Here is a 26,979-nt window from a genome sequence, read left to right on the forward strand (position 1 = left end):
CCGGCACCCGCCGGTCAGCGCTTGCCGTTCTTCCCGCCGAGGAGACCCGCCTTGCGCAGGGCGTCCGCCATCGCGCTGTTGGCCGGGGGCGGAGCCTGCCGCGAGCCACCGCCCTGGCCACCGCGGCCGCCCTGGCCGCCGCCCTGGCGCTGCCGCTGCTGCGGCGGACGCCCGCCGCGCTGCCGGCGCTCACCGCCGCCCTGCCGGTCCTGCGGGGCGGCCTCGTCGTCCAGCCGGAGCGTCAGCGAGATCCGCTTGCGCGGGATGTCCACGTCGAGGACCTTCACCTTGACGATGTCGCCGGGCTTCACGACGTCCCGCGGGTCCTTCACGAACGTCTTCGACAGCGCGGAGACATGCGCGAGACCGTCCTGGTGGACGCCGATGTCGATGAACGCCCCGAACGCCGCCACATTGGTGACGACACCTTCCAGGATCATCCCCGAGGCGAGGTCGGAGATCTTCTCGACGCCTTCCTTGAAGGTGGCCGTCCGGAACGCCGGGCGCGGGTCGCGTCCGGGCTTCTCCAGCTCCTTGAGGATGTCCGTCACCGTCGGCAGACCGAACGTCTCGTCCACGAAGTCGTCGGGCCGCAGCGAGCGCAGCACCCCGGTGTTGCCGATCAGCGCGGCCACGTCCTGGCCGGACGTCTTCACGATCCGCCGCACCACTGGGTAGGACTCGGGGTGGACGCTGGACGCGTCCAGCGGGTCGTCGCCGCCGCGGATGCGCAGGAAGCCCGCGCACTGCTCGTACGCCTTCGGGCCGAGCCGCGCCACCTTCTTGAGCTCCGAGCGCGACGTGAAGGGTCCGTTGGCGTCCCGGTGGGACACGATGTTCTCGGCGAGTCCCGAGGTGATGCCGGAGACCCGCGCGAGCAGCGGCGCCGACGCGGTGTTGACGTCCACACCCACGCCGTTCACACAGTCCTCGACGACCGCGTCCAGCGAACGCGACAGCTTCACCTCGGACAGGTCGTGCTGGTACTGGCCGACGCCGATCGACTTCGGGTCGATCTTCACCAGCTCGGCCAGCGGGTCCTGCAGCCGGCGGGCGATCGACACCGCGCCGCGCAGCGACACATCCATGTCGGGCAGTTCCTGCGAGGCGAAGGCGGACGCCGAGTACACCGAGGCGCCCGCCTCGGACACCATCACCTTCGTCAGCTTCAGCTCAGGGTGCTTGGTGATGAGTTCACCGGCGAGCTTGTCCGTCTCCCGGGACGCCGTGCCGTTGCCGATGGCGACCAGCTCGACCGCGTGCTCCTTCGCCAGCCGGGCCAGCTTGGCGATGGCCTCGTCCCAGCGGTTGGCCGGGACGTGCGGGTGGATGACATCGGTGGCGACGACCTTGCCGGTGGCGTCGACGACGGCGACCTTCACACCGGTGCGGAAGCCGGGGTCGAGGCCCAGCGTGGCCCGGGTGCCGGCCGGGGCGGCCAGCAGCAGATCGCGGAGGTTGGCGGCGAACACGCCGACGGCGTCGTCCTCGGCGGCCGTGCGCAGCCGCAGCCGCAGGTCGATGCCGAGATGGACGAGGACGCGGGTGCGCCAGGCCCAGCGGACCGTGTCCAGCAGCCACTTGTCGGCGGGGCGGCCCCGGTCGGCGATCTGGAACCGGTGCGCGATCATCCCCTCGTACGAGGACGGTCCGTCGGTCGGCTCCTCCGGCTCCAGGACGAGGTCGAGGACCTCCTCCTTCTCACCGCGGAGCATCGCCAGGATCCGGTGCGAGGGCAGCTCGGTGAACGGCTCGGCGAAGTCGAAGTAGTCGGCGAACTTGGCGCCCGCCTCCTCCTTGCCCTCGCGCACCTTCGCGGCCAGCCGCCCGCGCGTCCACATGCGCTCGCGCAGCTCGCCGATCAGGTCGGCGTCCTCGGAGAAGCGCTCCGTCAGGATGGCCCGGGCGCCGTCCAGGGCGGCCTGCGGGTCGGCCACGCCCTTGTCGGCGTCCACGAACGCGGACGCGGCGGCCAGGGGGTCGACCGTCGGATCGGTGAGCAGCCCCTCCGCCAGCGGCTCGAGACCGGCCTCACGGGCGATCTGCGCCTTGGTGCGCCGCTTCGGCTTGAACGGCAGATAGATGTCCTCGAGGCGGGCCTTGGTCTCCGCGCCGCGGATCCGCGCCTCCAGCTCCTCGGTGAGCTTGCCCTGCTCCCGCACCGAGTCGAGGATCGCCGTCCGCCGCTCCTCCAGCTCCCGCAGATAGCGCAGCCGCTCCTCGATCGTGCGCAGCTGCGCGTCGTCGAGGGTCTCGGTCGCCTCCTTGCGGTAGCGGGCGATGAAAGGCACCGTCGAACCGCCGTCGAGCAGCTCCACGGCAGCCTTCACCTGCCGCTCCCGTACGCCGAGCTCCGCGGCGATCCTGCCTTCGATGGACCCTACGAGGGGTGTCGTCACGATCCCGTCCCGCCTTCTGACTGAGGTTGCGCGGCAATTGTGGCAGGTGGCGCCGACAACCGGGGATCAGGGCGGGCCCCCGGGCCCGTCGTGGCGGGGCGGGGTCAGGCGCGGCGGCCGCGGGCGCTGCCCGACGCCCCGCCGAACAGCCGGGCGAGCGCCCGGAACGGAAGCGTCACCACGGTGGCGATGGCGCCGCCGATCTGGCGCAGGACGTCTGCGATGGCACGGAACACTGTTGTTCACACCCTTCCTCATGCGGCCGCCGGTCGGCCGTCGGGTGGACGGGTACCTCGCTGCGTCCGCGTCATACCCGCGGGGCGGCTCCGGGTGCCTCAGCCCTTGCCGAGCAGATCCGCCGGGAACGCCCCGGCGCCGGCCGCCGCGCGCGCGAATCCGGCGCCCAGCTCCGTCAGCCGTGCCACGCCCTCGGCCCCGAGGTGCCGGTACGGCGCCTGGTCGAGGCGGTCCGTGCCGGCCTCGATCTCCGTGCGCAGCGCGACCCCCTCGGGCGTCAGCTCGCCCGCGTCGTCGAGCAGACCGCGCTCCCGCAGCCGTCCGCAGGCCGCGTCCCAGTCCTCCTGGGACCAGCCCCGGGTGGCGAACACCCACTTCGGCGTCATGCCCTTGCCGGTCGCGGTGTGGGTCACGACGGCCTCCAGACCGTCCAGCTCCGCCGACATCAGCATGGCCAGATGCCCGTCGCCCCGGTGCTCGCGCAGCAGCGTCGTGGCGTGGAAGTACGCGAGATGCGGCTGCTCGGGCACGGGAAGGTCCGCGTACGCCGAGTACAGCGGCCGGGCGCTGCGGGAGCACGCCTCGCCGGCGCGCAGCGCGAGCCGGGCCGCCTCAGTCATCTCCGCCGACGTCACCACGTCCTCGCCGAGGAGGCGGCGCAGCGTCCGGTCCACCGCCCGCGAGCGGGCCGCCAGGACGGCCTCGGGCGAGGCGACCTCCCACACGGCGGGCACATGCCGGGCGACGGCCTCGTACTTGTAGTTGTAGAACGCCGCCGTGACCGGGCCCGCGCCGACGGGGCCCATCGCCGCCGCCCGCACCGCGAAGTTGACGGCCTTGGGGTGCGTGATCCCGAGCGCGCCCAGCTCCTCACGCGTCTCGGGCGCGAAGTACAGCGTCGAGTGCAGGGAGTTGAGCATGTTCTGGCAGCGGCGGCCGGCACGCGGCTCCAGGGCGGCAGTAGTCATGGCCCGAGGTTACCAACCGCTTGGTACGTCGCCAGGGGGTCGTGTCCGTCATGGCAGGAAAGGTGGGTTCCTCGTCATTGCGGACGTCCACCGGGCCCCGAAGAATCGAGGGCATGGACCAGCGAACCGTTCTCTTCGTCCTCTTCGACGGGGTCCTGAGCCTGGACGTCAGCGGTCCGCTGGAGGTCTTCGCCGGGGCCGAGACCTACCGTCCGGGCACCTACCGCCTCCGTACGGCCTCCCTGGACGGCGGCCCCGTCCGCACCTCCGGCGGTCTGACCCTCGTACCGGACCAGGCGCTCGGCGACGGACTCGACGCGCACACCCTCGTCGTCCCCGGAGGTCAGGGCACCCGCGACCCCGAGCCCGCACTCGTCGACTGGCTGCGCGCCCACGCCCGCTCCGCCGAACGCCTCGTCTCCGTCTGCACCGGCTCCCTGCTGCTGGCCGGCGCGGGCCTCCTGGACGGACGCCGGGCCACGACCCACTGGGCGTACTGCGACAAGCTCGCCCGCGACCACCCGGCGGTCGCCGTGGAACCCGACCCCATCTATGTGCGCGACGGGCAGGTGTCCACCTCCGCCGGGGTCACCTCCGGCATCGATCTCGCGCTCGCCCTGGTCGAGGAGGACCTCGGCCGGGACATCGCCCTCGCCATCGCCCGCCACCTCGTCGTCTTCCTGCGCCGGCCCGGCAACCAGGCGCAGTTCAGCGCCCAGCTCGCCGCCCAGACCGCCCGCCGCGAGCCGCTGCGCGAGGTCCAGCGCTGGATCACCGAGCACCCCGAGGCCGACCTCGCGGTCGAGACGCTCGCCGCCCGCGCCAGCCTCTCCCCACGCCACTTCGCCCGCGCCTTCCAGCACGAGACCGGCACGACACCCGGCCGGTACGTCGACCGGGTCCGCCTCGAACACGCCCGCCGGCTGCTTGAGGACACCACGGACGGCATCGAGGAGATCTCCCGGGCCGGCGGCTACGGCACCCCCGAGGCCATGCGCCGCGCCTTCGTCCGCACCCTCGGGGTGTCGCCGGCCGAGTACCGCCGCCGCTTCCGCCCCGCGTCCACGCCCTGAACCCAGCCCCACCCGAAAGGAAACGTCATGCACATCGCGATGGTCCTGTACGACCGCTTCACCGCCCTCGACATCGTCGGCCCCTACGAGGCGCTGAGCCGCATCCCGGACGCCCGGGTCGACTTCGTCGCCGAGACGGCGGGACCGGTCCGCGCCGACACCGGCTTCCTCAGCCTCGTGGCCGACCGGGCGCTGGCCGACGTGCCGCACCCCGACGTCGTCGTCGTGCCCGGCGGCCCCGGCACCTTCACCGAGCTCGAGAACGAGAAGCTGCTGGACTGGCTCAGGACCGCCGACGCCACGACCGCCTGGACGACCTCCGTGTGCTCCGGCTCGCTGCTCCTGGCCGCCGCCGGACTGCTCCGGGGCCGCCGCGCCGCATCGCACTGGCTGACCCTGGACTTCCTGCCCCAGTACGGCGCCGAACCGACCGCCGACCGGGTCGTCGTCGACGGCAAGTACGTCACGGGGGCCGGCGTCTCCGCCGGCATCGACATGGCGCTCACTCTGGTCGGCAGGGTCGCCGGCGACGAGCACGCCCAGGCCGTCCAGCTGCTGACCGAGTACGACCCGCAGCCGCCCTACGACGCCGGCTCGCCGCTGAAGGCGCCCGCGCACCTCGTCGAGGAGTTCCGCACCGACAGCCGGTTCATCCTGGCGTAGGCACGGCCCAGGTGAAGCGCGGCTGCCTGCGCTCCAGGAAGGCGGCGACCCCCTCCGCGGTGTCGCCGCTCTCGCGCGCCCGCTGCGCCCAGTGGCCGTCGCGGTCGGTGCGCCCGTTCGCGAACTCCTTGGCGGCGGCCTGCGTCAGCTGCGACCGCGACACCAGGGCCCGGGTGAACTCCGCGACCCGCGCGTCCAGTTCGTCCTCGGGCAGCACCTCGTCGACCAAGCCGGTGCGCAGCGCCCGGTCCGCGTCGATCAACTCACCCGAGAACAGCAGGTACTTGGCGGTGGCCGGCCCCACCAGCGACACCAGCCGCCGGGTGGAGGAGGCCGGGTAGACGATCCCGAGCTTCGCGGGCGTCACCCCGAACAGGGCGCCCTCCTGCGCGAACCGCAGGTCGCAGGCCGCCGCCAGCTGGGACCCGCCGCCCACGCAGTGCCCGCGGATCGCCGCCAGCGTCGGCTTGGGGAAGGCCGCCAGCGCCTCCTCGGCGGCCACGGCCAGCTCCTGCGCCTCGCGTGGGGACCCCTGGAGCGTCGAGATGTCGGCGCCCGCGCAGAACGTCCCGCCCTCGCCGGTCAGCACCAGCGCCCGGACGGCCGGGTCGACGGCCAGGGAGTCGAGCAGCGGGGGCAGCGCACGCCACATCGCGGCCGTCATCGCGTTGCGCTTGGCCGGATGGTGGACGACGACGGTGGCGACCGCGTCGGCGACGCGGTGCAGCAGCTGGGGCTCCATGCGCCGGATGCTATCCAGCGGCACCGGACGGCCCCGCGCGGAGGGTCCCGCGACCGGGGGACGGCCGGCGCCGCGCACGCGCCCAAACCCGTACAACCCGAATAGTTCGCCAAGTCGGCATCCGGCGGGTCAACAGTGGTCCCACATCTGACCGTGTCATACGCCAACGGTCACAAACGCTCGATACCTGCTGACTTCTGTTCAGTAGTACGGTCCGGACCGATGCGTTCCCAACACTCGACGTGTGGTGACAATCGAGCGCAAGGGTGGCGACCGGACGATGGAGAACCACGGGCGCGGGTCCGGCCCACGCCCAGCGGGCGGCGCGGAGGACTCCCTCGAGCCGCGGCCGCCGGACCCGCTGCCGTACGAAGGCGTCTGGCGGTTCACCGCCCCCGCCGTGGAGGCGTCGGTCCCGCAGGCACGGCACGCCGTGCGGGACCTGCTGTACCGCCAGGGCGTACCGGTCCCGGACGATCTGGTCCAGGGGCTGCTGCTGATCGTCTCGGAGCTGGTGACGAACGCCGTACGGCACGCGGCGCTGCTGTCCCCGATGCTCGCCGTGGAGGTCGCCGTCGGAGCGGAGTGGCTGCGGGTGTCCGTCGAGGACAACCACCCCTACCGGCCGACCGCCCTGGAGGCCGACCACGGCCAGACCGGGGGCCGGGGGCTGCTCCTGGTCCGCGAGATCACCCGGGAGGCGGGCGGCGTCTGCGACGTCGAGCACACGGCGACCGGCGGCAAGGTGATCTGGGCCGCCGTCCCCCTCAAACCGGTCCCGGAGCCGTACCTCTAGGCCGGGCCCCGACGGGCCCGGCGGGGGTGTCACCAGCCGGCCGACGGGCCCGTCAGCTCGCGGACGGCCGGACGGGCCGCGTCCAGCACGGTCATGAACCAGGCCGAGAACGGCTCCTTGGCGTGCCGCTCGGCCAGCTCGGCCGCCGTGACGAAGGCGATCTCGCCGATCTCCTCCGGGTCCGGCCGGGGCGCGGCCTGCACCAGGCCGACGAACAGATGGTTGTACTCCTGCTCCACCAGGCCCGACTCGGGGTCCGGGTGGTTGTAGCGGACCGTGCCCGCCTCGGCCAGCAGCGACGGCGAGACGCCGAGTTCCTCGAACGTACGCCGGGCCGCCGCCGCGAAGGGGGCCTCCCCGGGGTAGGGGTGACCGCAGCACGTGTTGGACCAGACACCGGGGGAGTGGTACTTGCCGAGCGCCCGCTGCTGCAGCAGCAGCCGGCCGTGCTCGTCGAAGAGGAACACGGAGAAGGCGCGGTGCAGCTGCCCGGGCGGCTGATGGGCGGCGAGCTTCTCCGCGGTGCCGATCGTCACACCGTTCTCGTCGACCAGTTCCAGCAGAATCGCGTCAGCGGCGCCCTTCGACGGACTCTGCGTCGAGGTGGCAGGTGTGATCGGCATACCCATCCTTCACATCGGTGTTGCGCCCCAAGTGTGCCGTACGAATCAGACACTCCCGGCAAGTGATCGTGCCCGGCGCGGCGGCCGGGGAACCGCCCGCCGGGGGCCGCACGCCTGTTCCGACCGGTCAGTGACAGAGCCGGGACTCGTGCTGCGCGTGGCCCGCCGGCTCCAGCTGGAAGGTGCAGTGCTCCACGTCGAAGTGGTCGCCGAGGCAGCCCTGCAACTCGTGCAGCACCTTCTCGTGACCGATGGCGTTCAGGACGTCGGAGCGCACCACCACATGGGCCGAGAGCACCGGCATCCCCGAGGTGATCGTCCACGCGTGCAGATCGTGGACGTCCTCGACCCCGTCCACGTCCAGGATGTGGGCCCGCACCGAGTCCATGTCGACACCCTTCGGCGCCGACTCCAGCAGGACGTCCAGGGTCTCGCGCAGCAGCCTCAGCGTGCGCGGCACGATCATCACGCCGATGACCAGGGAGGCGATCGGGTCGGCGGCCTGCCAGCCCGTGCCCAGGATCACAGCCGCGGAGACGATCACCGTCAGCGAACCGAGGGTGTCCGCGGCCACCTCCAGGAAGGCGCCGCGTACGTTCAGGCTCTCCTTCTGGCCCCGCATCAGCAGGGACAGCGAGATCAGGTTGGCGATCAGGCCGATCGCGCCGAACACGATCATCAGACCGCCCTCGGTGTGGGCCGGTGTGAAGAACCGCTCGATCGCCTCGTACAGGACGTACCCGCCGACGCCGAGCAGCAGCAGACAGTTGGCGAGGGCGGCGAGGATCTCCGCGCGGGCGAAACCGAAGGTGCGGGTCGTGCTCGCCGGCCGGTTCGCGAAGTGGATCGCGAGCAGGGCCATGGCGAGGCCCACCGCGTCCGTCGCCATGTGCGCCGCGTCCGCGACCAGGGCCAGCGAGTCCGCGGCCACCCCGCCGACGATCTGCACCACCATGACGGCGAGCGTGATCCCCAGCGCGATCCGCAGCCGCCCCCGGTAGGCGGCGGCCGCCGTACCGGCCGGGGGCCCGTGCGCGTGCCCGTGGTCGTGCCCAGCCCCCATGGGAAGCCGCCCTTCTGGTCGTACGACGATCGCAACCGCCCGTCCGGGATGACAGTCAACTACGGGGCGGGGGTATCGGGCAACGCGGCGTCGAAAACCGTTGTCATATGCGCTGACCTGCGCAAACGATCCGCAGGTCAGCGCCGTGCGCGCCGCTCAGCCCCCGTGGTGGTGCTGCCAGCCCCGCCACGCCGACTCGACCATCTCGCGTACCCCGCGCCGGGCCGTCCACCCGAGCTCCCGGGCGGCCAGCTCGGCCGAGGCCACCGCGCGCGGCGCGTCCCCGGGCCGGCGCTCCTCGACCACGGGCGTACGCCGGTCGCCGGTCACCTCACCGATCACCTCGATCAGCTCGCGCACGGAGACCCCCTCGCCGCTGCCGATGTTCAGCGTGAGATCGCCGCCCGCGTCCGCCGAGGACAGCCGCCGGACCGCCGCCAGATGCGCCTCGGCGAGATCGGCGACATGGATGTAGTCCCGGACGCAGGTGCCGTCCGGTGTCGGGTAGTCGTCGCCGAAGATCCGCGGCGCCTCGTCGCGGGTGAGCCGGTCGAAGACCATGGGGACGATGTTGAAGACGCCGGTGTCCGCGAGCTCCGGCGCGGCGGCGCCCGCCACGTTGAAGTAGCGCAGGCACACCGTCGCGATGCCGTGCGCCTGCCCCGCCGCCCGCACCAGCCACTCCCCGGCCAGCTTGGTCTCGCCGTACGGGTTCACCGGGGCGCACGGGGTCCGCTCGGTGATGAGGTCCACATCGGGGTTGCCGTACACGGCCGCGGACGACGAGAACAGCAGCCTGCGGATCCCGGCCTCGGCGACCGCGTCCAGGAGCGTGGCGAGACCGCCGACGTTCTCCCGGTAGTAGCGGGTGGGCTGCGCCACCGACTCCGCGACCTGCTTGCGGGCCGCGAGATGCACCACACCGGTCACCTCGTGCTCGGCGAACACCCGCTTGAGCAGGTCGCCGTCGAGGGAGGAACCGCGCACCAGCGGCACCTCGGCCGGCAGTCGCGCCGGGTACCCGGCCGAGAGGTCGTCCAGGGCGAGGACCCGCTCCCCGGCGTCCGTCATGACCCGCGCCACATGTGCTCCGATGTAGCCGGCCCCGCCTGTGATCAGCCATGTCATGGTCGTCCACCCTATGCCGAGGCGCGGCGGCCCCGTGCAATGTCCCCGTTGCCCCGGTCTGGACGGCCGGGTTTGTGGGCGGCCCCCGCGATCCCCGATGATGATCGCGGCGCGGCAGAGGGCGAACCACGTCGATCATCACGCCGAACGGCCGGTGAACGTCGGCTTCCCGTCATCCGATAGCCTCTGCCGACACGCCGCCCGGACGCCACCGGCAAGGGGCGCCGCCACCATGCACATGACCGGCGCGAGCACGCCGGCACCCAGGGAGTGAGTTCGGTTGCCGACCGCCATCCTCACCGGTCAGCCGGTCCCCGGATCGTCGATCGAGGGCGATCTGCGGTCCCTCGGCTACGACGTCCGGACCGCCGCGGACCCGGCCGACGCCGAGACCCTTCTCGCCCAGGTCCCCGGTGACCAGCGCGTCGCCCTGGTCGACGCCCGCTTCGTCGGCCATCTGCACGCCCTGCGTCTCGGCCTGACCGACCCCCGCTTTCCGCTCGCGGCGGTCCCGGGCGCCGTCACCGCGCAGCCCGCCGGCCGGCAGGCGCTCACCCGCGCCGTGGCCCGCGAGACCTCCGCCGGCGGCGGCACCTCTGTGGTCGTGGACAGCCTCGCGGACCGCGTCGCCACCGCTCTCGACGGCGAGGGCACCGATGTGCACCGCCCCGAGCTCGGCAGCCTCGTCGCCGCCGTCCCGGCCGACCCGCAGGCCCGCAACGAGGCCCGGCAGGCCGTCGCCTCCGTCGACGACGAGGCCATACGCCTGAAGTCGGCCGTGAAGGCCCGCGACGGCTTCTTCACGACCTTCTGCATCAGCCCCTACTCGCGCTACATCGCCCGCTGGTGCGCACGGCGCGGCCTGACCCCCAACCAGGTCACCACCGCGTCCCTGATCACCGCGCTGATCGCGGCGGGCTGCGCGGCCACCGGCACCCGCGTCGGGTTCGTCGCGGCCGGCCTGCTGCTGATCTTCTCGTTCGTGCTCGACTGCACCGACGGGCAGCTCGCCCGCTACTCGCTGCAGTACTCCACGCTCGGCGCCTGGCTCGACGCCACCTTCGACCGGGCCAAGGAGTACGCCTACTACGCCGGTCTCGCCCTCGGCGCGGCCCGCGGCGGCGACGACGTGTGGGCGCTCGCCCTCGGCGCGATGATCCTCCAGACCTGCCGGCACGTCGTGGACTTCTCGTTCAACGAGGCCAACCACGACGCCACCGCGAACACCAGCCCCACCGCCGCCCTCTCCGACAAGCTCGACAGCGTCGGCTGGACGGTGTGGCTGCGCCGGATGATCGTGCTGCCCATCGGCGAGCGCTGGGCGATGATCGCGGTCCTCACGGCCGTCACCACGCCCCGCATCACCTTCTACGCGCTGCTCATCGGGTGCGCCTTCGCGGCGACGTACACCACGGCCGGACGCGTGCTGCGCTCCCTGACCCGCAAGGCCCGCCGTACCGACCGGGCCGCCCAGGCGCTCGCCGACCTCGCCGACTCGGGGGAGCGCGGCCTCGGCTTCGCCGCCGTACTGAAGAAGCCCGCCCGCAGGCTGCCCGGGTTCGCCGTCCCGGCCGTGGCCCTCCTCGGCGGCGCCCTGGTCGTCGCCGTCTCCGCCGCGACCGGACCCGGCACCCCCTGGCCGCCCCTCGCCGCCCTCGTCTACGCCGTGACCTCGGGCATCGCCGTCGCCCGCCCCCTCAAGGGCGCCCTCGACTGGCTGGTCCCGCCCGTCTTCCGCGCCGCGGAGTACTGCACCGTCCTCGTCCTGGCCGCCCAGGCGGACGTGAACGGAGCCCTTCCTGCGGCTTTCGGCCTGGTGGCGGCCGTCGCCTACCATCACTACGACACGGTGTACCGCATCCGCGGTGGCGCCGGCGCGCCCCCGGCCTGGCTGGTGCGCACCATCGGGGGGCACGAAGGACGGACCCTGCTCGTCACCCTCCTCGCCGCGGTGCTCACCGCGTCGCAGTTCACGGTCGCGCTCACGGCTCTCGCCGTGGCCGTGGCCCTGGTGGTGCTCGTCGAGAGCATCCGCTTCTGGGTGACCGCCCACAAGGGCGGCGCACCCGCCGTACACGATGAAGGAGAACCCGCATGATCGGCCTCGTGCTGGCGGCCGGCGCCGGACGGCGTCTGCGCCCCTACACCGACAGCCTCCCCAAGGCTCTGGTGCCGGTGGGCCCCGCGGGCATAGAGGGCGAACCGACGGTTCTCGACCTCACCCTCGGCAACTTCGCCGAGATCGGCCTCACCGAGGTCGCGATCATCGTCGGCTACCGCAAGGAGGCCGTGTACGAGCGCAAGGCGGCGCTGGAGGCGAAGTACGGCCTCAAGCTGACCCTGATCGACAACGACAAGGCCGAGGAGTGGAACAACGCCTACTCCCTGTGGTGCGGCCGTGACGCCCTCAAGGACGGCGTGATCCTCGCCAACGGCGACACCGTGCACCCGGTCTCCGTCGAGAAGACGCTGCTCGCCGCCCGTGGCGACGGCAAGAAGATCATCCTCGCCCTGGACACGGTGAAGTCGCTGGCCGACGAGGAGATGAAGGTCGTCGTCGACCCCGCCAAGGGGATGACGAAGATCACCAAGCTGATGGACCCCTCCGAGGCCACCGGCGAGTACATCGGGGTCACCCTCATCGAGGGCGACGCCGCCCCCGAGCTGGCCGACGCCCTGAAGACCGTCTGGGAGACCGACCCGCAGCAGTTCTACGAGCACGGCTACCAGGAGCTCGTGAACCGCGGCTTCCGGATCGACGTGGCGCCGATCGGCGACGTCAAGTGGGTGGAGATCGACAACCACGACGACCTCGCCCGTGGACGGGAGATCGCGTGCCAGTACTGACCCGGCTGATCCCCTCGCCGGTCGTCGTGGACATCCGCCCGGGTGCCCTCGACGATCTGGCCTGCGTCCTCGCCGACGAACGCATCTCCCACTCCGGCAAGCTCGCCGTCGCCGTCAGCAACGGCTCCGGCGCCCGGCTGCGGGAGCGGCTCGCCCCCGCGCTGCCCGGCGCCTCCTGGTACGAGGTCGGCGGCGGCACCCTGGACGACGCGGTCCGGCTGGCCGGCGACATAAAGGCCGGCCACTACGACGCGGTCGTCGGACTCGGCGGCGGCAAGATCATCGACTGCGCCAAGTTCGCCGCCGCGCGCGTGGGCCTGCCCCTCGTCGCCGTACCGACGAACCTCGCCCACGACGGTCTCTGCTCGCCGGTCGCCACGCTCGACAACGACGCCGGGCGCGGCTCCTACGGCGTGCCGAACCCGATCGCGGTCGTCATCGACCTCGACGTCATCCACGAGGCCCCGGCCCGCTTCGTGCGCGCCGGCATCGGGGACGCGATCTCCAACATCTCCGCCATCGCCGACTGGGAGCTCGCCCACCGCGTCAAGGGCGAGAAGATCGACGGCCTCGCCGCCGCGATCGCCCGCCAGGCCGGCGAGGCGGTCCTGCGGCACCCCGGCGGCATAGGGGACACCGGCTTCCTCCAGGTGCTGGCCGAGGCGCTGGTGCTCAGCGGTATCGCCATGTCGGTGTCGGGCGACTCCCGCCCCTCCTCCGGCGCGTGCCACGAGATCAACCACGCCTTCGACCTGCTGTTCCCGAAGCGCGCCGCCGCCCACGGCGAGCAGTGCGGACTGGGCGCGGCCTTCGCCATGTACCTGCGCGGGGCGCACGAGGAGTCGGCCTTCATGGCCGAGGTGCTGCGTCGGCACGGCCTGCCCGTGCTGCCGCGGGAGATCGGCTTCACGGACGACGAGTTCGTGCGAGCCGTGGAGTTCGCTCCGCAGACCCGGCCCGGCCGGTACACGATCCTCGAACACCTCGACCTGACAACCGACCAGATCAAGGACGTCTACGCCGACTATGTCAAGGCCATCGGTAGCTGAACTACGCCCCGTCGTCCACCCCGCGGGGGTGAAGGACCGGCGCAGCGGTGAGCACTGGATGGGACGCCTCTACATGCGTGAGGTGTCCCTGCGGGTCGACCGCTACCTGGTGAACACCAGGGTCACGCCCAACCAGCTCACATACCTGATGACCGTATTCGGTGTGCTCGCGGCCCCGGCACTTCTCGTGCCGGGGATCCCGGGCGCCGTGCTGGGCGTCGTCTGCGTCCAGATGTACCTGCTGCTCGACTGCGTCGACGGCGAGATCGCGCGCTGGCGCAAGCAGTACTCCCTCAGCGGCGTCTACCTGGACCGGGTCGGCGCCTACCTCACCGACGCCGCGGTGCTCACCGGCTTCGGCCTGCGCGCCGCCGACCTGTGGGGCAGCGGCCGTATCGACTGGCTGTGGGCCTTCCTCGGCACGCTCGCCGCGCTCGGCGCCATCCTGATCAAGGCCGAGACCGACCTCGTCGGCGTCGCCCGCCACCAGACCGGCAAGGAGCCCGTCAAGGAGGCCGCCGCCGAGATGCGCTCCTCGGGCATGGCGCTGGCCCGCAAGGCCGCCGCCGCCCTGAAGTTCCACCGGCTGATCCTCGGCATCGAGGCGTCGCTGCTCATCCTGGTCCTCGCCATCGCCGACCAGGTCCGCGGCGACCTGTTCTTCTCCCGGCTCGGCGTCGCCGTGCTGGCCGGCATCGCCCTCGTGCAGACCCTGCTGCACCTGGTCTCCATCCTCGCGTCGAGCAGGCTGAAGTGAGCGCCATGAAGGTCGGCGCGGTCATCATCACGATGGGCAACCGGCCCGAGGAGCTGCGCGCCCTGCTCGACTCGGTCGCCAAGCAGGACGGCGACCGGGTCCAGGTCGTCGTGGTCGGCAACGGCTCACCCGTGCCGGACGTCCCCGAGGGCGTCCGCACCATCGAGCTGCCCGAGAACCTCGGCATCCCCGGCGGCCGCAACGTCGGCATCGAGGCGTTCGGCCCGAGCGGCCGCGACGTCGACGTGCTGCTCTTCCTCGACGACGACGGCCTGCTGGCCCGGCACGACACCGCCGAGCTGTGCCGCGAGGCCTTCGAGGCCGACCCGAAGCTGGGCATCATCAGCTTCCGCATCGCCGACCCGGAGACGGGGGTCACCCAGCGCCGCCATGTGCCGCGGCTGCGTGCCTCCGACCCGATGCGCTCCTCCCGGGTCACCACCTTCCTCGGCGGCGCCAACGCCGTACGCACCCAGGTCCTCGCGGAAGTCGGCGGCCTGCCGGACGCATTCTTCTACGCGCATGAGGAAACCGATCTGGCATGGCGGGCCCTCGACGCGGGCTGGATGATCGACTACCGGTCCGACATGGTGCTGTACCACCCCACGACCGCGCCCTCCCGGCACGCGGTCTACCACCGCATGGTCGCCCGCAACCGGGTCTGGCTCGCCCGCCGCAACCTGCCCGCGCCACTGGTCCCGGTCTATCTGGGCGTGTGGATGCTGCTCACCCTTCTGCGGCGCCCCTCGGGGGCCGCGCTGAAGGCATGGTTCGGGGGTTTCCGGGAAGGATGGACGACTTCGTGCGGTCCCCGCCGGCCCATGAAGTGGCGTACGGTGTGGCGGCTGACCCGACTGGGCCGGCCCCCTGTCATCTGACAGGCCCGGCCCCGAGGACCACCGGCCCGCACCCCGGCCGCAGGCACATGCCAGACCCACAGGCTGCGCATCTCGATGACGAAAGTTTCAACTGGTGAGTGAGACAACGCACGACGGCCCGGTCGCGGTGAGCGCGCCGCCGTCGCCCGACGAGGGACTCACGGCGGCCGAGCTGGCCGCCAAGTACGGGCTGTCCGTGAGCGGCGCCCGGCCCTCGCTGTTCGAGTACGTCCGCCAGCTCTGGGACCGCCGGCACTTCATCCTCGCGTTCTCGCGGGCGAAGCTGACCGCCCAGTACAGCCAGGCCAAGCTCGGGCAGCTCTGGCAGGTGGCCACCCCGCTGCTGAACGCGGCCGTGTACTTCCTCATCTTCGGTCTGATCCTCGAGGCCGACCGGGGCATGTCCCGTGAGGTGTACGTGCCCTTCCTGGTCACGGGCGTCTTCGTGTTCACCTTCACCCAGAGCTCGGTGATGGCGGGCGTCCGCGCGATCTCCGGAAACCTCGGGCTGGTCCGCGCCCTGCACTTCCCGCGGGCCTCGCTGCCCATCTCCTTCGCGCTGCAGCAGCTCCAGCAGCTGCTGTTCTCGATGATCGTGCTGTTCGTGGTGGCGGTCGCCTTCGGCAGCTACCCCTCGCTGTCCTGGCTGCTGATCGTCCCGGTGCTGGTGCTGCAGTTCTTCTTCAACACAGGGCTCGCGATGATCATGGCCCGCGCGGGCGCCAAGACCCCGGACCTCGCCCAGCTGATGCCGTTCGTGATGCGCACCTGGATGTACGCGTCCGGCGTGATGTTCTCCATCTCGATCATGCTGGAGGGCAAGCCGGAGTGGATCGCCACGGTCCTGCAGTGGAACCCGGCGGCGATCTACATGGACCTGATGCGCTTCGCCCTCATCGACGGCTACGGCTCCTCCAACCTGCCGGACCACGTCTGGATGGTCGCGCTCGGCTGGTCCCTGCTGTTCGCCGCCGGCGGCTTCGTGTACTTCTGGAAGGCGGAGGAGAGGTACGGCCGTGGCTGAGCAGAACCCGGGGGAGCGCATCCCCACCGTCATCGCCGACGAGCTGCACATCGTGTACCGCGTCAACGGCGCCAAGTCCGGCAAGGGCAGCGCCACCGCCGCCCTGAGCCGCATCCTCAAGCGCGGCGAGGAGCGCGGGGTGCGCAAGGTGCACGCCGTGCGCGGTGTCTCCTTCGTCGCCTACCGGGGCGAGGCCATCGGCCTCATCGGCTCCAACGGCTCCGGCAAGTCCACCCTGCTGCGGGCCATCGCCGGGCTGCTCCCGGCCGAGAAGGGCCGGGTCTACACCGACGGGCAGCCCTCGCTGCTCGGCGTGAACGCCGCCCTGATGAACGACCTCACCGGCGAGCGCAACGTCATATTGGGCGGGCTCGCCATGGGCATGACCCGCGAGCAGATCAAGGCGCGCTACCAGGACATCGTCGACTTCTCCGGGATCAACGAGAAGGGCGACTTCATCACCCTGCCGATGCGCACCTACTCGTCCGGCATGGCCGCCCGGCTGCGGTTCTCCATCGCCGCCGCCAAGGACCACGACGTCCTCATGATCGACGAGGCGCTGGCCACCGGCGACCGCAAGTTCCAGAAGCGCTCCGAGAACCGCATCCGCGAGCTGCGCAAGGAGGCCGGCACGGTCTTCCTCGTCAGCCACAACAACAAGTCGATCCGCGACACCTGCAACCGCGTCCTGTGGCTGGAACGCGGCGAGCTCCGGATGGACGGACCGACGGACGAGGTCCTCAAGGAGTACGAGAAGTTCACGGGCAAGTAGTCCACCCCGTGGTGGGCCGTGCGGCCCAGAACGCTTCGCAGGGCCCCGCCGGAACTGCTCCGGCGGGGCCCCGCGTCTGCAAAGGAAACGTCAACTCCGCCTGGCGCGAGGAATCTTGGCGCCGATCGGTGTGTTCTCGTGATGTGCGGGACACCCCCAGGGGCCGTGCAGTGTTGTACAACGTAAGCTGTACCGGTACCGAAACACGCAAGTGGGGCGATAAGGCGTGATGCCCGCCTCCGGGCCGCGGCACGGAGGCCCGGGCGGCGTGTCCGAAATAGTGCGCATCGGCTCTGCGGTGTAGAACGGGAGATGTGACGGCAATGGCTACGGAAACTCCCCAGCTCCACGCAGCGTGCGCCGTCCTCGCGCCGGGCAGTCCCCGATGACGGGTGCCGACGCGCTCACCGCCGATCCCGAGCGCACCACCCTCGACAAGGCCGCCGCGGAGAACTTCCCCGTGGCGCCGTTCTTCCTGCCCAGGGCCTGGCGCACCGACCTCATGGCCGTCTACGGCTTCGCCCGCCTCGTCGACGACATCGGCGACGGCGACCTCGCCCCCGGCGGCGCCGACGCCCGCCTGCTCGGCGTGACCGGCGCCGACGCCGACGACCGCCTCGTGCTGCTCGACGCCTTCGAGGACGACCTGCGCCGCGTCTTCGACGGCACCCCGCGCCACCCCCTGCTGCGCCGCCTCCAGCCGACCGTCCGCCGGCACGCGCTGACCCCCGGGCCGTTCCTCGGCCTGATCGCCGCCAACCGCCAGGACCAGCTCGTCGGCCGCTACGAGACCTACGACGACCTGCTCGCCTACTGCGAACTCTCCGCCAACCCCGTCGGCCGGCTCGTCCTCGCCGTCACGGGGACCGGCACGCCCGAGCGTGTCCGCCGCTCCGACGCGGTGTGCACCGCACTGCAGATCGTCGAGCACCTCCAGGACGTCGCCGAGGACCTCCGGCGTGACCGGATCTATCTGCCCGCCGAGGACATGAAGCGCTTCCACGTCGACGAAACCGACCTGGCGGCGAAAACAGCGGGCGCATCGGTGCGCGCACTGGTTGCATACGAAGCCGAACGCGCCCGGAACCTCCTGAATGAAGGCACTCCCCTCGTGGGTAGCGTCCACGGCAGGCTCAAGCTGCTGCTGGCGGGTTTCGTGGCGGGGGGAAGGGCGGCCGTCGAAGCGATCGCCGCCGCCGAATACGACGTACTCACAGGCCCGCCCAAGGCCGGCAAGCTCCGGCTGCTGCGCGAGGTGGGCGGGACCCTGCGAGGAGAGGGGTGATCCGGACCGTGGAGTCTGCACCACACGTGTCCGCACCGGTACTCGCCGCCTACAGCTACTGCGAGGCCGTCACCGGACGGCAGGCCCGGAACTTCGCCTACGGCATCCGGCTGCTGCCCACGCCCAAGCGCCGGGCGATGTCGGCGCTCTATGCGTTCTCGCGCCGGGTCGACGACATCGGCGACGGCGCCCTGCCCGGCGACGTCAAGACCGCGCGGCTCGAGGACACCCGCGGCGTGCTGACCCGGATCCGCGAGGGCGAGATCGACGAGGACGACACCGACCCCGTCGCCGTCGCGCTCGCGCACGCCGCCGCCACCTTCCCGATCCCGCTCGGCGGACTCGACGAGCTGATCGACGGCGTGCTGATGGACGTCCGGGGCGAGACCTACGAGACCTGGGACGACCTGAAGGTCTACTGCCGCTGTGTCGCGGGCGCCATCGGCCGCCTCTCGCTCGGCGTCTTCGGCACCGAACCGTACGCGCGCGGCGCCGAACGCGCCCCCGAGTACGCCGACACCCTGGGCCTCGCCCTGCAGCTCACCAACATCCTGCGGGACGTCCGCGAGGACGGCGAGGGCGGCCGTACCTATCTGCCCTCGGACGACCTCGCCAAGTTCGGCTGCTCGGCCGGCTTCCACGGGCCGACCCCGCCGGAGGGCTCCGACTTCGCCGGGCTCGTCCACTTCGAGGTGCGCCGGGCCCGCGCCCTGTTCGCCGAGGGCTACCGGCTGCTCCCCATGCTCGACCGGCGCAGCGGCGCCTGCGTCGCCGCCATGGCCGGCATCTACCGCCGTCTCCTGGACCGCATCGAACGCGACCCGGAGGCCGTGCTGCGCGGCCGTGTCTCCCTGCCCGGCCGGGAGAAGGCCTATGTCGCCGTCCGCGGTCTGTCCGGTCTCGACACCCGGCATGTGACGCGGCGAGCGGTCAGGAGGCGTGCCTGATGGAGCCTGCGTTCCGAGGTGACGCGCCCGGCGAAAAACGGCGGGCAACCCTCCGCGCCCGTACCGCGTCCCTGACCACGACGACCGGCCGGATGGCGTCCGGATGCCACGGCGGTCGCACGGGGGAGGGCGCGCCATGACCGACGGCACACGGCCCGACGGGCCGCTCGCCGGTACCCCGGACCGCTCCGGGCGGGACGCCGTCGTCATCGGCGGCGGGCTCGCCGGCGTCACCGCCGCGCTCGCCCTCGCCGACGCCGGCGTACGCGTCACCCTGCTGGAGGGCCGGCCCCGGCTCGGCGGCCTCGCCTTCTCCTTCCGGCGCGGCGAGCTGACCGTCGACAACGGACAGCACGTCTACCTGCGCTGCTGCACCGCCTACCGCTGGTTCCTCGACCGGATCGACGGGGCCGCGCTCGCGCCCCTGCAGGAACGTCTCGACGTGCCCGTCGTCGATCTCGGCAAGCCCGAGGGACGCCGGCTCGGCCGGCTGCGGCGCGACCCGCTGCCCGTCCCCCTGCACCTCGGCCGCAGTCTCGCCGCCTATCCGCACCTGTCGCTCGCCGAACGCGCCAGGGTGGGCCGCGCCGCGCTCGCGCTCAAGGGGCTCGACCCGGCCGACCCCGCCCTCGACGAGCAGGACTTCGGCAGCTGGCTCGCCGCGCACGGCCAGTCCCCGCGCGCCGTCGAGGCCCTGTGGGACCTGGTCGGCGTCGCCACCCTCAACGCCGTCGCGGGCGACGCCTCGCTGGGGCTGGCCGCCATGGTGTTCAAGACCGGGCTGCTGTCCGAACCGGGCGCCGCCGACATCGGCTGGTCCCGCGTCCCCCTCGGCGACCTGCACGACGGGCTGGCCCGCAAGGCCCTCGACTCGGCGGGCGTCCGCACCGAGCTGCGCACCCGCGCCGGCTCGCTCTCCCGTGACGCCGACGGACGCTGGAGCGTCCAGGTGCCCGGCGAGACGCTCCGCGCGGACGCCGTCGTGCTCGCCGTACCCCAGCAGGAGGCCCACGCGCTGCTGCCCGAGGGCGCCCTCGACGACCCCGGCCGGCTGCTGGGCATCGGCACCGCGCCGATCCTCAACGTCCACGTCGTCTACGACCGCCAGGTGCTCGCCGCGCCCTTCCTGACGGCTCTCGGAACCCCGCTGCAGTGGGTGTTCGACCGCACCGACGCCTCCGGACTCCGCTCCGGCCAGTACCTCGCCGTCTCCCAGTCGGCCGCCCAGGACGAGATCGACACCCCCGTGGCCACCCTGCGCGAGCGCTATCTGCCCGAGCTGGAGCGGCTGCTGCCCCGGGCCCGCGACGCCCGGGTGCTCGACTTCTTCGTCACCCGCGAACGCACCGCGACGTTCGCCCCCACCCCCGGCGTCGGGCGGCTGCGGCCCGGCGCCCGTACCAAGGCACCCGGCCTGTACCTGGCCGGAGCGTGGACCGCCACCGGGTGGCCCGCGACCATGGAGAGTGCGGTCCGCAGCGGCGTCGGTGCGGCCGAGGCCGCGCTCGGCGCCCTCGGCCGGCCCCGCCCCCGCCATCTCTTCGCCGTCGAGGAGGCGGCCTGATGGCGGCCGAGCACGCGGTGGCAGGCCCCCGCACCCCCGGTACCGCAACAAGAGGAGAGACCGTGCCCACTGTGCCCCCGGCCGAGAAGGCCGCTCGAGAGACCGCGGTCGACGTGACCGCGCTCCTGGAGCGCGGGAGGACCCTGGCCACACCGGTGCTGCGGACGGCGATCGACCGTCTGGCCCCTCCCATGGACACCGTCTCCGCCTACCACTTCGGATGGATCGACGCCCACGGCAACCCGACGGCCGGCGACGGCGGCAAGGCCGTACGCCCCGCCCTCGCGGTGCTGTCCGCCGAGGTCACCGGCGCCGCGCCCGAGGTCGGCGTCCCCGGCGCCGTCGCCGTCGAACTGGTCCACAACTTCTCGCTGCTGCACGACGACCTGATGGACGGCGACGAGCAGCGCCGGCACCGCGACACCGTGTGGAAGGTGCACGGCCCCGCGCAGGCCATCCTGGTCGGCGACGCCCTGTTCGCCCTCGCCAACGAGGTCCTGCTGGAGCTCGGCACCGTCGAGGCCGGCCGCGCCACCCGCCGGCTCACCACCGCCACCCGCGCCCTGATCGACGGTCAGGCGCAGGACATCTCCTACGAGCACCGCGACCGCGTCAGCGTCGAGGAGTGCCTGGAGATGGAGGGCAACAAGACCGGCGCCCTGCTGGCCTGCGCCAGCTCGATCGGCGCCGTCCTCGGCGGCGCCGACGAGCGCACCGCCGACACCCTGGAGAAGTACGGCTACCACCTGGGCCTCGCCTTCCAGGCCGTCGACGACCTCCTCGGCATCTGGGGCGACCCGGACGCCACCGGCAAGCAGACCTGGAGCGATCTGCGTCAGCGCAAGAAGTCCCTGCCGGTCGTCGCCGCGCTCGCGGCGGGCGGCAGCGCCTCCGAGCGGCTCGGCGAGATCCTCGCCGCCGACGCCAAGAGCAGCGACTTCGCGAACTTCTCCGAGGAGGAGTTCGCCGCCCGCGCCGCCCTCATCGAGGAGGCCGGCGGCCGCGAGTGGACGGCCCAGGAGGCCCGCCGCCAGCACACCGTCGCCGTCGAGGCCCTCGACGCCGTCGACATGCCCGAGCGCGTGCGGGCGCAGTTCACGGCGCTCGCCGACTTCGTCGTCGTCCGCAAGAGATGAACACCGTCGGGGGAAGAGAGATGATCCATATCGGTCGAATAGTCCTCGCGTAGTCGCCGGCCGGCGGCGCTGGACGCAGCGCCCCGGCCGACGGCGGACCCACAGCAGACGCACCGCTTGCAGCACTGCACGAAGGGGAAGCCATGACAGCGACGACCGACGGAAGCACCGGGGCCCTGCCGCCCCGGGCCGCCGCGGCCAGTGACATCCACAGCGAGACCCCTCTGGCGGCCGGGGTGTACGAGGCCGCCGAACGCGCCGCCCGGCGCGCCACCGACTTCCTGCTGGCCCGCCAGGACCCCGCGGGCTGGTGGAAGGGCGACCTCGAGACCAACGTGACCATGGACGCCGAGGATCTGCTGCTGCGTCAGTTCCTCGGCATCCGGGACGAGAAGACCACCCAGGCCGCCGCCCTCTTCATCCGCGGCGAACAGCGCGACGACGGCACCTGGGCCACCTTCTACGGCGGGCCCGGCGAACTGTCCGCCACCATCGAGGCGTACGTCGCACTGCGGCTGGCCGGTGACGCGCCCGACGCCCCCCACATGGCGAAGGCCTCCGCCTGGATCCGCGACCAGGGCGGCATCGCCGCGTCCCGCGTCTTCACCCGGATCTGGCTGGCCCTGTTCGGCTGGTGGAAGTGGGAAGACCTGCCCGAACTCCCGCCGGAACTCATCTACTTCCCCACCTGGGTGCCGCTCAACATCTACGACTTCGGCTGCTGGGCCCGGCAGACCATCGTCCCGCTGACGATCGTCTCCGCGAAGCGCCCGGTACGGCCCGCGCCCTTCCCGCTCGACGAGCTCCACACCGATCCGGCGAACCCCAATCCTCCCAAGCCCCTCGCGCCGATGAGGAGTTGGGACGGCGCCTTCCAGCGGCTGGACAAGGCCCTGCACCAGCTGCGCAAGGTCGCCCCGCGCAGACTGCGCAAGGCGGCGATGAACACCGCCGCCCGCTGGATCATCGAGCGCCAGGAGAACGACGGCTGCTGGGGCGGCATCCAGCCCCCGGCGGTGTACTCGATCATCGCGCTCCACCTGCTCGGCTACGACCTCCAGCACCCGGTGATGCGCGAGGGCCTGGCGTCGCTCGACCGCTTCGCCGTGTGGCGCGAGGACGGCGCCCGGATGATCGAGGCGTGCCAGTCACCGGTGTGGGACACCTGTCTGGCCACCATCGCACTGGTCGACGCGGGCCTGCCCGCCGACCATCCGCAACTCGTCAAGGCCGCCGACTGGATGCTGGGCGAGGAGATCGTCCGGCCCGGCGACTGGGCGGTCCGGCGCCCCCAACTCCCGCCCGGTGGCTGGGCGTTCGAGTTCCACAACGACAACTACCCCGACATCGACGACACCGCCGAGGTGGTCCTCGCACTGCGCCGGGTCCGCCATCCCGAGCCCGAGCGGATGGAACGCGCCATCGGGCGCGGGGTGCGCTGGAACCTCGGTATGCAGTCCCGCAACGGGGCCTGGGGCGCCTTCGACGTCGACAACACCAGCCCCTTCCCGAACCGGCTGCCGTTCTGCGACTTCGGGGAGGTCATCGACCCGCCGTCGGCGGACGTCACCGCGCACGTCGTCGAGATGCTCGCCGTCGAGGGGCTCGCCCACGACCCGCGCACCCGGCGCGGCATCGCCTGGCTCCTCGCCGAACAGGAGCCGAACGGCGCGTGGTTCGGCCGCTGGGGCGTCAACTACGTCTACGGCACCGGGTCCGTGGTCCCCGCCCTGACGGCCGCCGGCCTCCCCGGCTCCCATCCGGCGATCCGCCGGGCCGTCGACTGGCTGGAGTCCGTCCAGAACGAGGACGGCGGCTGGGGCGAGGACCTGCGCTCCTACAAGTACGCCGAGGAGTGGAGCGGCAAGGGCGCCTCGACGGCCTCGCAGACGGCCTGGGCGCTGATGGCGCTCCTCGCGGCGGGGGAGAGGGAATCCAAGGCCGTCGAACGCGGCATCGAGTGGCTGGCGATCACCCAGCGGCCGGACGGCTCCTGGGACGAGCCGTACTTCACCGGCACCGGCTTCCCCTGGGACTTCTCGATCAACTACCACCTCTACCGGCAGGTCTTCCCGCTGACCGCGCTCGGCCGGTTCCTGCACGGGGAGCCCTTCGCCGGCAAGGCGACCGTGCCGGCGACCGAGGCCGAGGGGAGCGGATGAACCCACAGCCCGCCCCGGCCCCGCTGCTGATCGCCTGTGCGCTCGGCATCGAGCAGATCGCCCTGCGCACCGGCGACCGGGGCGGGGCCGGCGGGCCCGTCACCGTGGTGCGCACCGGCATGGGCCCCCGTTCGGCCGAGCGCGCCGTGACCCGTCTGCTGGCCGACCCGGCGCTGGCCGGCGCCGCCGTCCTCGCCACCGGCTTCTGCGCGGGCCTCGCCCCCGGGATGCACCCCGGCGACCTCGTGGTCGCCGAGGAGACCCGGGATCCGGCGGGAACCGTTCCGTGCACCGGAAGCGACTTCCTGGTCAAAGCACTCACGCGGTCCGTCCCGGGCCGCACCGTCCACACCGGACCGCTCACCGGCTCGGACCATGTGGTCCGCGGTCAGGAACGGTCCGATCTGCTCACGACCGGCGCGATCGCGGTCGACATGGAGTCCGCGGCCACGCTCCTGAGCGCCGTCCGCGCGGGCGAGCGCCCGGTTGCGGCCGTCCGGGTGGTCGTGGACGCTCCAGAACATGAACTCGTCCGGATCGGCACATTGCGCGGTGGAATATCGGCCTTCCGCGTTCTTCGTTCCGTTCTGCCTGCTTTCTACGAATGGCACCGTTCCTTGCTGCTCCCCAGGAGGTGAGCCAGATGGCCATGCCGCTGCGCCAGTCCATCAAGGTCGCTACTTACTTGGCCGAACAGAAGCTCCGCAGGCGTGACAAGTTCCCGCTCATCGTCGAGCTGGAACCCCTGTTCGCGTGCAACCTCAAATGCGAGGGCTGTGGCAAGATCCAGCACCCGGCGGGGGTCCTGAAGCAGCGCATGCCCGTGGCGCAGGCCGTGGGCGCGGTGCTGGAGTCCGGGGCGCCGATGGTGTCCATCGCCGGCGGCGAGCCGCTGATGCACCCGCAGATCGACGAGATCGTGCGACAGCTCGTGGCCAAGCGCAAGTACGTCTTCCTGTGCACCAACGCCATGCTGCTGCGCAAGAAGATGGACAAGTTCACGCCCTCCCCGTACTTCGCGTTCGCCGTGCACATCGACGGCCTGCGGGAGCGCCACGACGAGTCCGTGGCGAAGGAGGGCGTCTTCGACGAGGCCGTCGAGGCGATCAAGGAGGCCAAGCGGCGCGGCTTCCGGGTCACCACCAACTCGACGTTCTTCAACACCGACACCCCGCAGACCATCATCGAGGTGCTCAACTTCCTCAACGACGACCTCCAGGTCGACGAGATGATGATCTCGCCCGCCTACGCCTACGAGAAGGCTCCGGACCAGGAGCACTTCCTCGGCGTCGAGCAGACCCGCGAACTGTTCAAGAAGGCCTTCGCCGGCGGCAACCGCCGCAAGTGGCGGCTCAACCACTCGCCGCTGTTCCTCGACTTCCTCGAGGGCAAGGTCGACTTCCCCTGCACGGCCTGGGCGATCCCCAACTACTCCCTCTTCGGCTGGCAGCGCCCCTGCTATCTGATGAGCGACGGCTACGTCCCGACGTACCGCGAGCTGATCGAGGACACCGACTGGGACAAGTACGGCCGGGGCAAAGACCCGCGCTGCGCCAACTGCATGGCGCACTGCGGCTACGAGCCCACCGCCGTCCTCGCGACCATGGGCTCCCTCAAGGAGTCGCTGCGCGCCATGCGTGAGACCGTCTCCGGAAACCGGGAGTGACGCCATGACCGCCATCTCCTTGGGCGTCCCCGAGGTACCGGCCCGGCCGATCGCCGAGCGGCGTGTGTCGCGGCAGATCCACGTCGGTCCGGTGGCGGTCGGGGGCGGTGCCCCGGTCTCGGTGCAGTCGATGACGACGACCCGGACGTCGGACATCGGTGCCACCCTGCAGCAGATCGCGGAGCTGACGGCGTCGGGCTGCCAGATCGTGCGGGTCGCCTGCCCGACGCAGGACGACGCGGACGCGCTGTCGACGATCGCGCGGAAGTCGCAGATCCCGGTGATCGCGGACATTCACTTCCAGCCGAAGTACGTGTTCGCGGCGATCGAGGCGGGCTGTGCGGCGGTCCGGGTGAACCCGGGCAACATCAAGCAGTTCGACGACAAGGTCAAGGAGATCGCGGGGGCCGCGAAGGACCACGGCACCCCGATCCGTATCGGCGTCAACGCCGGCTCCCTGGACCGGCGCCTGCTGCAGAAGTACGGCAAGGCGACGCCGGAGGCGCTGGTGGAGTCGGCGCTGTGGGAGGCGTCGCTCTTCGAGGAGCACGACTTCCGGGACATCAAGATCTCCGTGAAACACAACGACCCGGTCGTGATGATCGAGGCGTACAAGCAGCTCGCGGCCCAGTGCGACTACCCACTGCACCTCGGTGTGACCGAGGCGGGCCCGGCCTTCCAGGGCACCATCAAGTCCGCCGTCGCCTTCGGCGCGCTCCTCTCCCAGGGCATCGGCGACACCATCCGGGTGTCGCTGAGCGCTCCGCCCGTGGAGGAGGTCAAGGTCGGCACGCAGATCCTGCAGTCGCTCGGGCTGCGGGACCGGCGGCTGGAGATCGTGTCCTGCCCGTCCTGCGGCCGCGCCCAGGTCGACGTCTACAAGCTGGCCGAAGAGGTCACGGCCGGTCTGGACGGCATGGAGGTGCCCCTGAGGGTCGCCGTCATGGGCTGTGTCGTCAACGGGCCCGGTGAGGCCCGGGAGGCCGATCTGGGGGTCGCCTCCGGCAACGGCAAGGGTCAGATCTTCGTGAAGGGCGAGGTCGTCAAGACCGTCCCCGAGTCGAAGATCGTCGAGACCCTGATCGAGGAGGCGATGAAGATCGCCGAGCAGATGGAACAGGACGGCGCCGCATCGGGCGTCCCCACCGGCACGGGGAAACCGGCAGTGACGGTGAGTTGAAGCACGGCACGGACCGAGAG

At 71.9% G+C, this 26,979-nt stretch carries 26 protein-coding genes; 19 read left to right on the forward strand and 7 right to left on the reverse strand.

Annotated features, from left to right (window positions below; translation table 11 throughout):
* Nucleotides 1-14: 14 nt before the first annotated feature.
* From KBY32_RS00985 to KBY32_RS00990, 3 genes are all read right to left on the reverse strand, one after another.
* Entirely contained in the window at nt 15-2,399 is a 2,385-nt protein-coding gene (locus KBY32_RS00985; protein ID WP_210978467.1) for a Tex family protein, read from the reverse strand.
* Nucleotides 2,400-2,503: 104 nt separating this feature from the next.
* Nucleotides 2,504-2,635 carry an LPFR motif small protein gene (locus KBY32_RS35620; RefSeq protein WP_256959483.1) on the reverse strand — a complete coding sequence of 44 codons (132 nt, stop codon included), beginning with the start codon at nt 2,633-2,635 and terminating at the stop codon, nt 2,504-2,506.
* A gap of 99 nt (nt 2,636-2,734) precedes the next feature.
* Nucleotides 2,735-3,604: a hypothetical protein gene (locus KBY32_RS00990; RefSeq protein ID WP_055619168.1), complete on the reverse strand. Its 870-nt coding sequence runs from the start codon at nt 3,602-3,604 to the stop codon at nt 2,735-2,737.
* Between the two features lie 113 nt (nt 3,605-3,717).
* On the opposite strand from KBY32_RS00990, the gene KBY32_RS00995 reads away from it, so the two are divergent.
* Both KBY32_RS00995 and KBY32_RS01000 read left to right on the forward strand, forming a co-directional pair.
* Entirely contained in the window at nt 3,718-4,677 is a 960-nt protein-coding gene (locus tag KBY32_RS00995; protein WP_210978468.1) for a GlxA family transcriptional regulator, read from the forward strand.
* A gap of 27 nt (nt 4,678-4,704) precedes the next feature.
* The gene (locus KBY32_RS01000) at nt 4,705-5,340 is read left to right on the forward strand and encodes a DJ-1/PfpI family protein (protein WP_055619166.1); all 636 of its coding nucleotides are present in this window, start codon (nt 4,705-4,707) and stop codon (nt 5,338-5,340) included.
* Here the strand turns inward: KBY32_RS01000 and KBY32_RS01005 are convergent.
* Nucleotides 5,327-6,082, reverse strand: a complete 756-nt coding sequence (locus KBY32_RS01005; protein WP_210978469.1) for an enoyl-CoA hydratase/isomerase family protein — start codon at nt 6,080-6,082, stop codon at nt 5,327-5,329. The two genes, KBY32_RS01000 and KBY32_RS01005, sit on opposite strands and share 14 nt — an antisense overlap.
* Nucleotides 6,083-6,362: 280 nt before the next feature.
* On the opposite strand from KBY32_RS01005, the gene KBY32_RS01010 reads away from it, so the two are divergent.
* Nucleotides 6,363-6,878, forward strand: coding sequence for an ATP-binding protein (locus KBY32_RS01010; protein ID WP_055619164.1), 516 nt, complete (start codon nt 6,363-6,365; stop codon nt 6,876-6,878).
* Between the two features lie 29 nt (nt 6,879-6,907).
* Here KBY32_RS01010 and idi read toward each other — a convergent pair whose 3' ends face one another.
* From idi to galE, 3 genes are all read right to left on the reverse strand, one after another.
* Nucleotides 6,908-7,501: an isopentenyl-diphosphate Delta-isomerase gene (gene idi, locus KBY32_RS01015; RefSeq protein WP_055619163.1), complete on the reverse strand. Its 594-nt coding sequence runs from the start codon at nt 7,499-7,501 to the stop codon at nt 6,908-6,910.
* A gap of 127 nt (nt 7,502-7,628) precedes the next feature.
* Nucleotides 7,629-8,564: a cation diffusion facilitator family transporter gene (locus KBY32_RS01020; RefSeq protein ID WP_210978470.1), complete on the reverse strand. Its 936-nt coding sequence runs from the start codon at nt 8,562-8,564 to the stop codon at nt 7,629-7,631.
* A gap of 156 nt (nt 8,565-8,720) precedes the next feature.
* Nucleotides 8,721-9,692 carry a UDP-glucose 4-epimerase GalE gene (gene galE, locus KBY32_RS01025; RefSeq protein WP_210978471.1) on the reverse strand — a complete coding sequence of 324 codons (972 nt, stop codon included), beginning with the start codon at nt 9,690-9,692 and terminating at the stop codon, nt 8,721-8,723.
* 280 nt (nt 9,693-9,972) lie between these two features.
* Between galE and KBY32_RS01030 the strand changes: the two genes are divergently transcribed.
* The 16 genes from KBY32_RS01030 to ispG all read left to right on the forward strand — a co-directional run bounded on the left by KBY32_RS01030 (nt 9,973) and on the right by ispG (nt 26,959).
* Nucleotides 9,973-11,790: a DUF5941 domain-containing protein gene (locus tag KBY32_RS01030; protein ID WP_055619160.1), complete on the forward strand. Its 1,818-nt coding sequence runs from the start codon at nt 9,973-9,975 to the stop codon at nt 11,788-11,790.
* On the forward strand, nt 11,787-12,539 hold the full coding sequence (locus KBY32_RS01035) for a sugar phosphate nucleotidyltransferase (RefSeq protein ID WP_055619159.1): 753 nt from the start codon (nt 11,787-11,789) through the stop codon (nt 12,537-12,539). Before KBY32_RS01030 ends, KBY32_RS01035 begins: the two co-directional genes overlap by 4 nt.
* Nucleotides 12,527-13,588: an iron-containing alcohol dehydrogenase family protein gene (locus KBY32_RS01040; RefSeq protein WP_055619158.1), complete on the forward strand. Its 1,062-nt coding sequence runs from the start codon at nt 12,527-12,529 to the stop codon at nt 13,586-13,588. The genes KBY32_RS01035 and KBY32_RS01040 overlap by 13 nt, the downstream gene beginning before the upstream one ends.
* The gene (locus KBY32_RS01045) at nt 13,566-14,345 is read left to right on the forward strand and encodes a CDP-alcohol phosphatidyltransferase family protein (protein ID WP_079033399.1); all 780 of its coding nucleotides are present in this window, start codon (nt 13,566-13,568) and stop codon (nt 14,343-14,345) included. The genes KBY32_RS01040 and KBY32_RS01045 overlap by 23 nt, the downstream gene beginning before the upstream one ends.
* A gap of 5 nt (nt 14,346-14,350) precedes the next feature.
* Complete coding sequence (locus KBY32_RS01050; RefSeq protein WP_210978857.1) at nt 14,351-15,223, forward strand: glycosyltransferase family 2 protein; 873 nt, start codon at nt 14,351-14,353, stop codon at nt 15,221-15,223.
* A gap of 94 nt (nt 15,224-15,317) precedes the next feature.
* Nucleotides 15,318-16,247, forward strand: coding sequence for an ABC transporter permease (locus KBY32_RS01055; protein ID WP_210978472.1), 930 nt, complete (start codon nt 15,318-15,320; stop codon nt 16,245-16,247).
* Nucleotides 16,240-17,019: an ABC transporter ATP-binding protein gene (locus KBY32_RS01060; RefSeq protein ID WP_108709593.1), complete on the forward strand. Its 780-nt coding sequence runs from the start codon at nt 16,240-16,242 to the stop codon at nt 17,017-17,019. Before KBY32_RS01055 ends, KBY32_RS01060 begins: the two co-directional genes overlap by 8 nt.
* A gap of 385 nt (nt 17,020-17,404) precedes the next feature.
* Nucleotides 17,405-18,304, forward strand: coding sequence for a squalene synthase HpnC (gene hpnC, locus KBY32_RS01065; RefSeq protein ID WP_210978473.1), 900 nt, complete (start codon nt 17,405-17,407; stop codon nt 18,302-18,304).
* Nucleotides 18,301-19,251 (forward strand): presqualene diphosphate synthase HpnD, encoded by a 951-nt coding sequence (hpnD, locus tag KBY32_RS01070; protein ID WP_115505788.1) that lies wholly within the window; start codon nt 18,301-18,303, stop codon nt 19,249-19,251. Before hpnC ends, hpnD begins: the two co-directional genes overlap by 4 nt.
* On the forward strand, nt 19,251-19,391 hold the full coding sequence (locus KBY32_RS35910; RefSeq protein WP_374224881.1) for a DUF6380 family protein: 141 nt from the start codon (nt 19,251-19,253) through the stop codon (nt 19,389-19,391). The genes hpnD and KBY32_RS35910 overlap by 1 nt, the downstream gene beginning before the upstream one ends.
* The gene (gene hpnE, locus KBY32_RS01075; RefSeq protein WP_210978474.1) at nt 19,388-20,815 is read left to right on the forward strand and encodes a hydroxysqualene dehydroxylase HpnE; all 1,428 of its coding nucleotides are present in this window, start codon (nt 19,388-19,390) and stop codon (nt 20,813-20,815) included. The genes KBY32_RS35910 and hpnE overlap by 4 nt, the downstream gene beginning before the upstream one ends.
* Nucleotides 20,816-20,886: 71 nt before the next feature.
* Entirely contained in the window at nt 20,887-21,951 is a 1,065-nt protein-coding gene (locus KBY32_RS01080; protein ID WP_079033398.1) for a polyprenyl synthetase family protein, read from the forward strand.
* A 143-nt stretch (nt 21,952-22,094) separates the two neighbouring features.
* Nucleotides 22,095-24,113 (forward strand): squalene--hopene cyclase, encoded by a 2,019-nt coding sequence (shc, locus tag KBY32_RS01085; protein ID WP_210978475.1) that lies wholly within the window; start codon nt 22,095-22,097, stop codon nt 24,111-24,113.
* Nucleotides 24,110-24,751, forward strand: a complete 642-nt coding sequence (locus KBY32_RS01090; RefSeq protein ID WP_055619148.1) for a 1-hydroxy-2-methyl-2-butenyl 4-diphosphate reductase — start codon at nt 24,110-24,112, stop codon at nt 24,749-24,751. Before shc ends, KBY32_RS01090 begins: the two co-directional genes overlap by 4 nt.
* Before the next feature lie 5 nt (nt 24,752-24,756).
* Nucleotides 24,757-25,779 (forward strand): adenosyl-hopene transferase HpnH, encoded by a 1,023-nt coding sequence (gene hpnH / locus KBY32_RS01095; protein ID WP_055619147.1) that lies wholly within the window; start codon nt 24,757-24,759, stop codon nt 25,777-25,779.
* Between the two features lie 4 nt (nt 25,780-25,783).
* Nucleotides 25,784-26,959, forward strand: a complete 1,176-nt coding sequence (ispG, locus tag KBY32_RS01100; RefSeq protein ID WP_210978476.1) for a flavodoxin-dependent (E)-4-hydroxy-3-methylbut-2-enyl-diphosphate synthase — start codon at nt 25,784-25,786, stop codon at nt 26,957-26,959.
* Nucleotides 26,960-26,979: the final 20 nt, after the last annotated feature.

The organism is Streptomyces sp. RK62 (assembly GCF_018070255.1).
Classification (GTDB): Bacteria; Actinomycetota; Actinomycetes; order Streptomycetales; family Streptomycetaceae; genus Streptomyces; species Streptomyces nigra.

What these genes read in the sequence shown, in the direction of transcription:
- hpnC (WP_210978473.1), top strand. Translation starts at nt 17,405, where the DNA reads ATGACGGGTGCCGACGCGCTCACCGCCGATCCCGAGCGCACCACCCTC.
- KBY32_RS01045 (WP_079033399.1), top strand. Translation starts at nt 13,566, where the DNA reads ATGTCAAGGCCATCGGTAGCTGAACTACGCCCCGTCGTCCACCCCGCG.
- KBY32_RS01090 (WP_055619148.1), top strand. Translation starts at nt 24,110, where the DNA reads ATGAACCCACAGCCCGCCCCGGCCCCGCTGCTGATCGCCTGTGCGCTC.
- galE (WP_210978471.1), bottom strand. Translation starts at nt 9,692, where the DNA reads ATGACATGGCTGATCACAGGCGGGGCCGGCTACATCGGAGCACATGTG.
- KBY32_RS00995 (WP_210978468.1), top strand. Translation starts at nt 3,718, where the DNA reads ATGGACCAGCGAACCGTTCTCTTCGTCCTCTTCGACGGGGTCCTGAGC.
- hpnE (WP_210978474.1), top strand. Translation starts at nt 19,388, where the DNA reads ATGACCGACGGCACACGGCCCGACGGGCCGCTCGCCGGTACCCCGGAC.
- idi (WP_055619163.1), bottom strand. Translation starts at nt 7,501, where the DNA reads ATGCCGATCACACCTGCCACCTCGACGCAGAGTCCGTCGAAGGGCGCC.
- KBY32_RS35910 (WP_374224881.1), top strand. Translation starts at nt 19,251, where the DNA reads ATGGAGCCTGCGTTCCGAGGTGACGCGCCCGGCGAAAAACGGCGGGCA.
- KBY32_RS01005 (WP_210978469.1), bottom strand. Translation starts at nt 6,082, where the DNA reads ATGGAGCCCCAGCTGCTGCACCGCGTCGCCGACGCGGTCGCCACCGTC.
- shc (WP_210978475.1), top strand. Translation starts at nt 22,095, where the DNA reads ATGACAGCGACGACCGACGGAAGCACCGGGGCCCTGCCGCCCCGGGCC.
- KBY32_RS01000 (WP_055619166.1), top strand. Translation starts at nt 4,705, where the DNA reads ATGCACATCGCGATGGTCCTGTACGACCGCTTCACCGCCCTCGACATC.
- KBY32_RS00990 (WP_055619168.1), bottom strand. Translation starts at nt 3,604, where the DNA reads ATGACTACTGCCGCCCTGGAGCCGCGTGCCGGCCGCCGCTGCCAGAAC.
- hpnH (WP_055619147.1), top strand. Translation starts at nt 24,757, where the DNA reads ATGGCCATGCCGCTGCGCCAGTCCATCAAGGTCGCTACTTACTTGGCC.
- KBY32_RS01010 (WP_055619164.1), top strand. Translation starts at nt 6,363, where the DNA reads ATGGAGAACCACGGGCGCGGGTCCGGCCCACGCCCAGCGGGCGGCGCG.
- KBY32_RS01020 (WP_210978470.1), bottom strand. Translation starts at nt 8,564, where the DNA reads ATGGGGGCTGGGCACGACCACGGGCACGCGCACGGGCCCCCGGCCGGT.
- KBY32_RS01035 (WP_055619159.1), top strand. Translation starts at nt 11,787, where the DNA reads ATGATCGGCCTCGTGCTGGCGGCCGGCGCCGGACGGCGTCTGCGCCCC.
- KBY32_RS01050 (WP_210978857.1), top strand. Translation starts at nt 14,351, where the DNA reads ATGAAGGTCGGCGCGGTCATCATCACGATGGGCAACCGGCCCGAGGAG.
- ispG (WP_210978476.1), top strand. Translation starts at nt 25,784, where the DNA reads ATGACCGCCATCTCCTTGGGCGTCCCCGAGGTACCGGCCCGGCCGATC.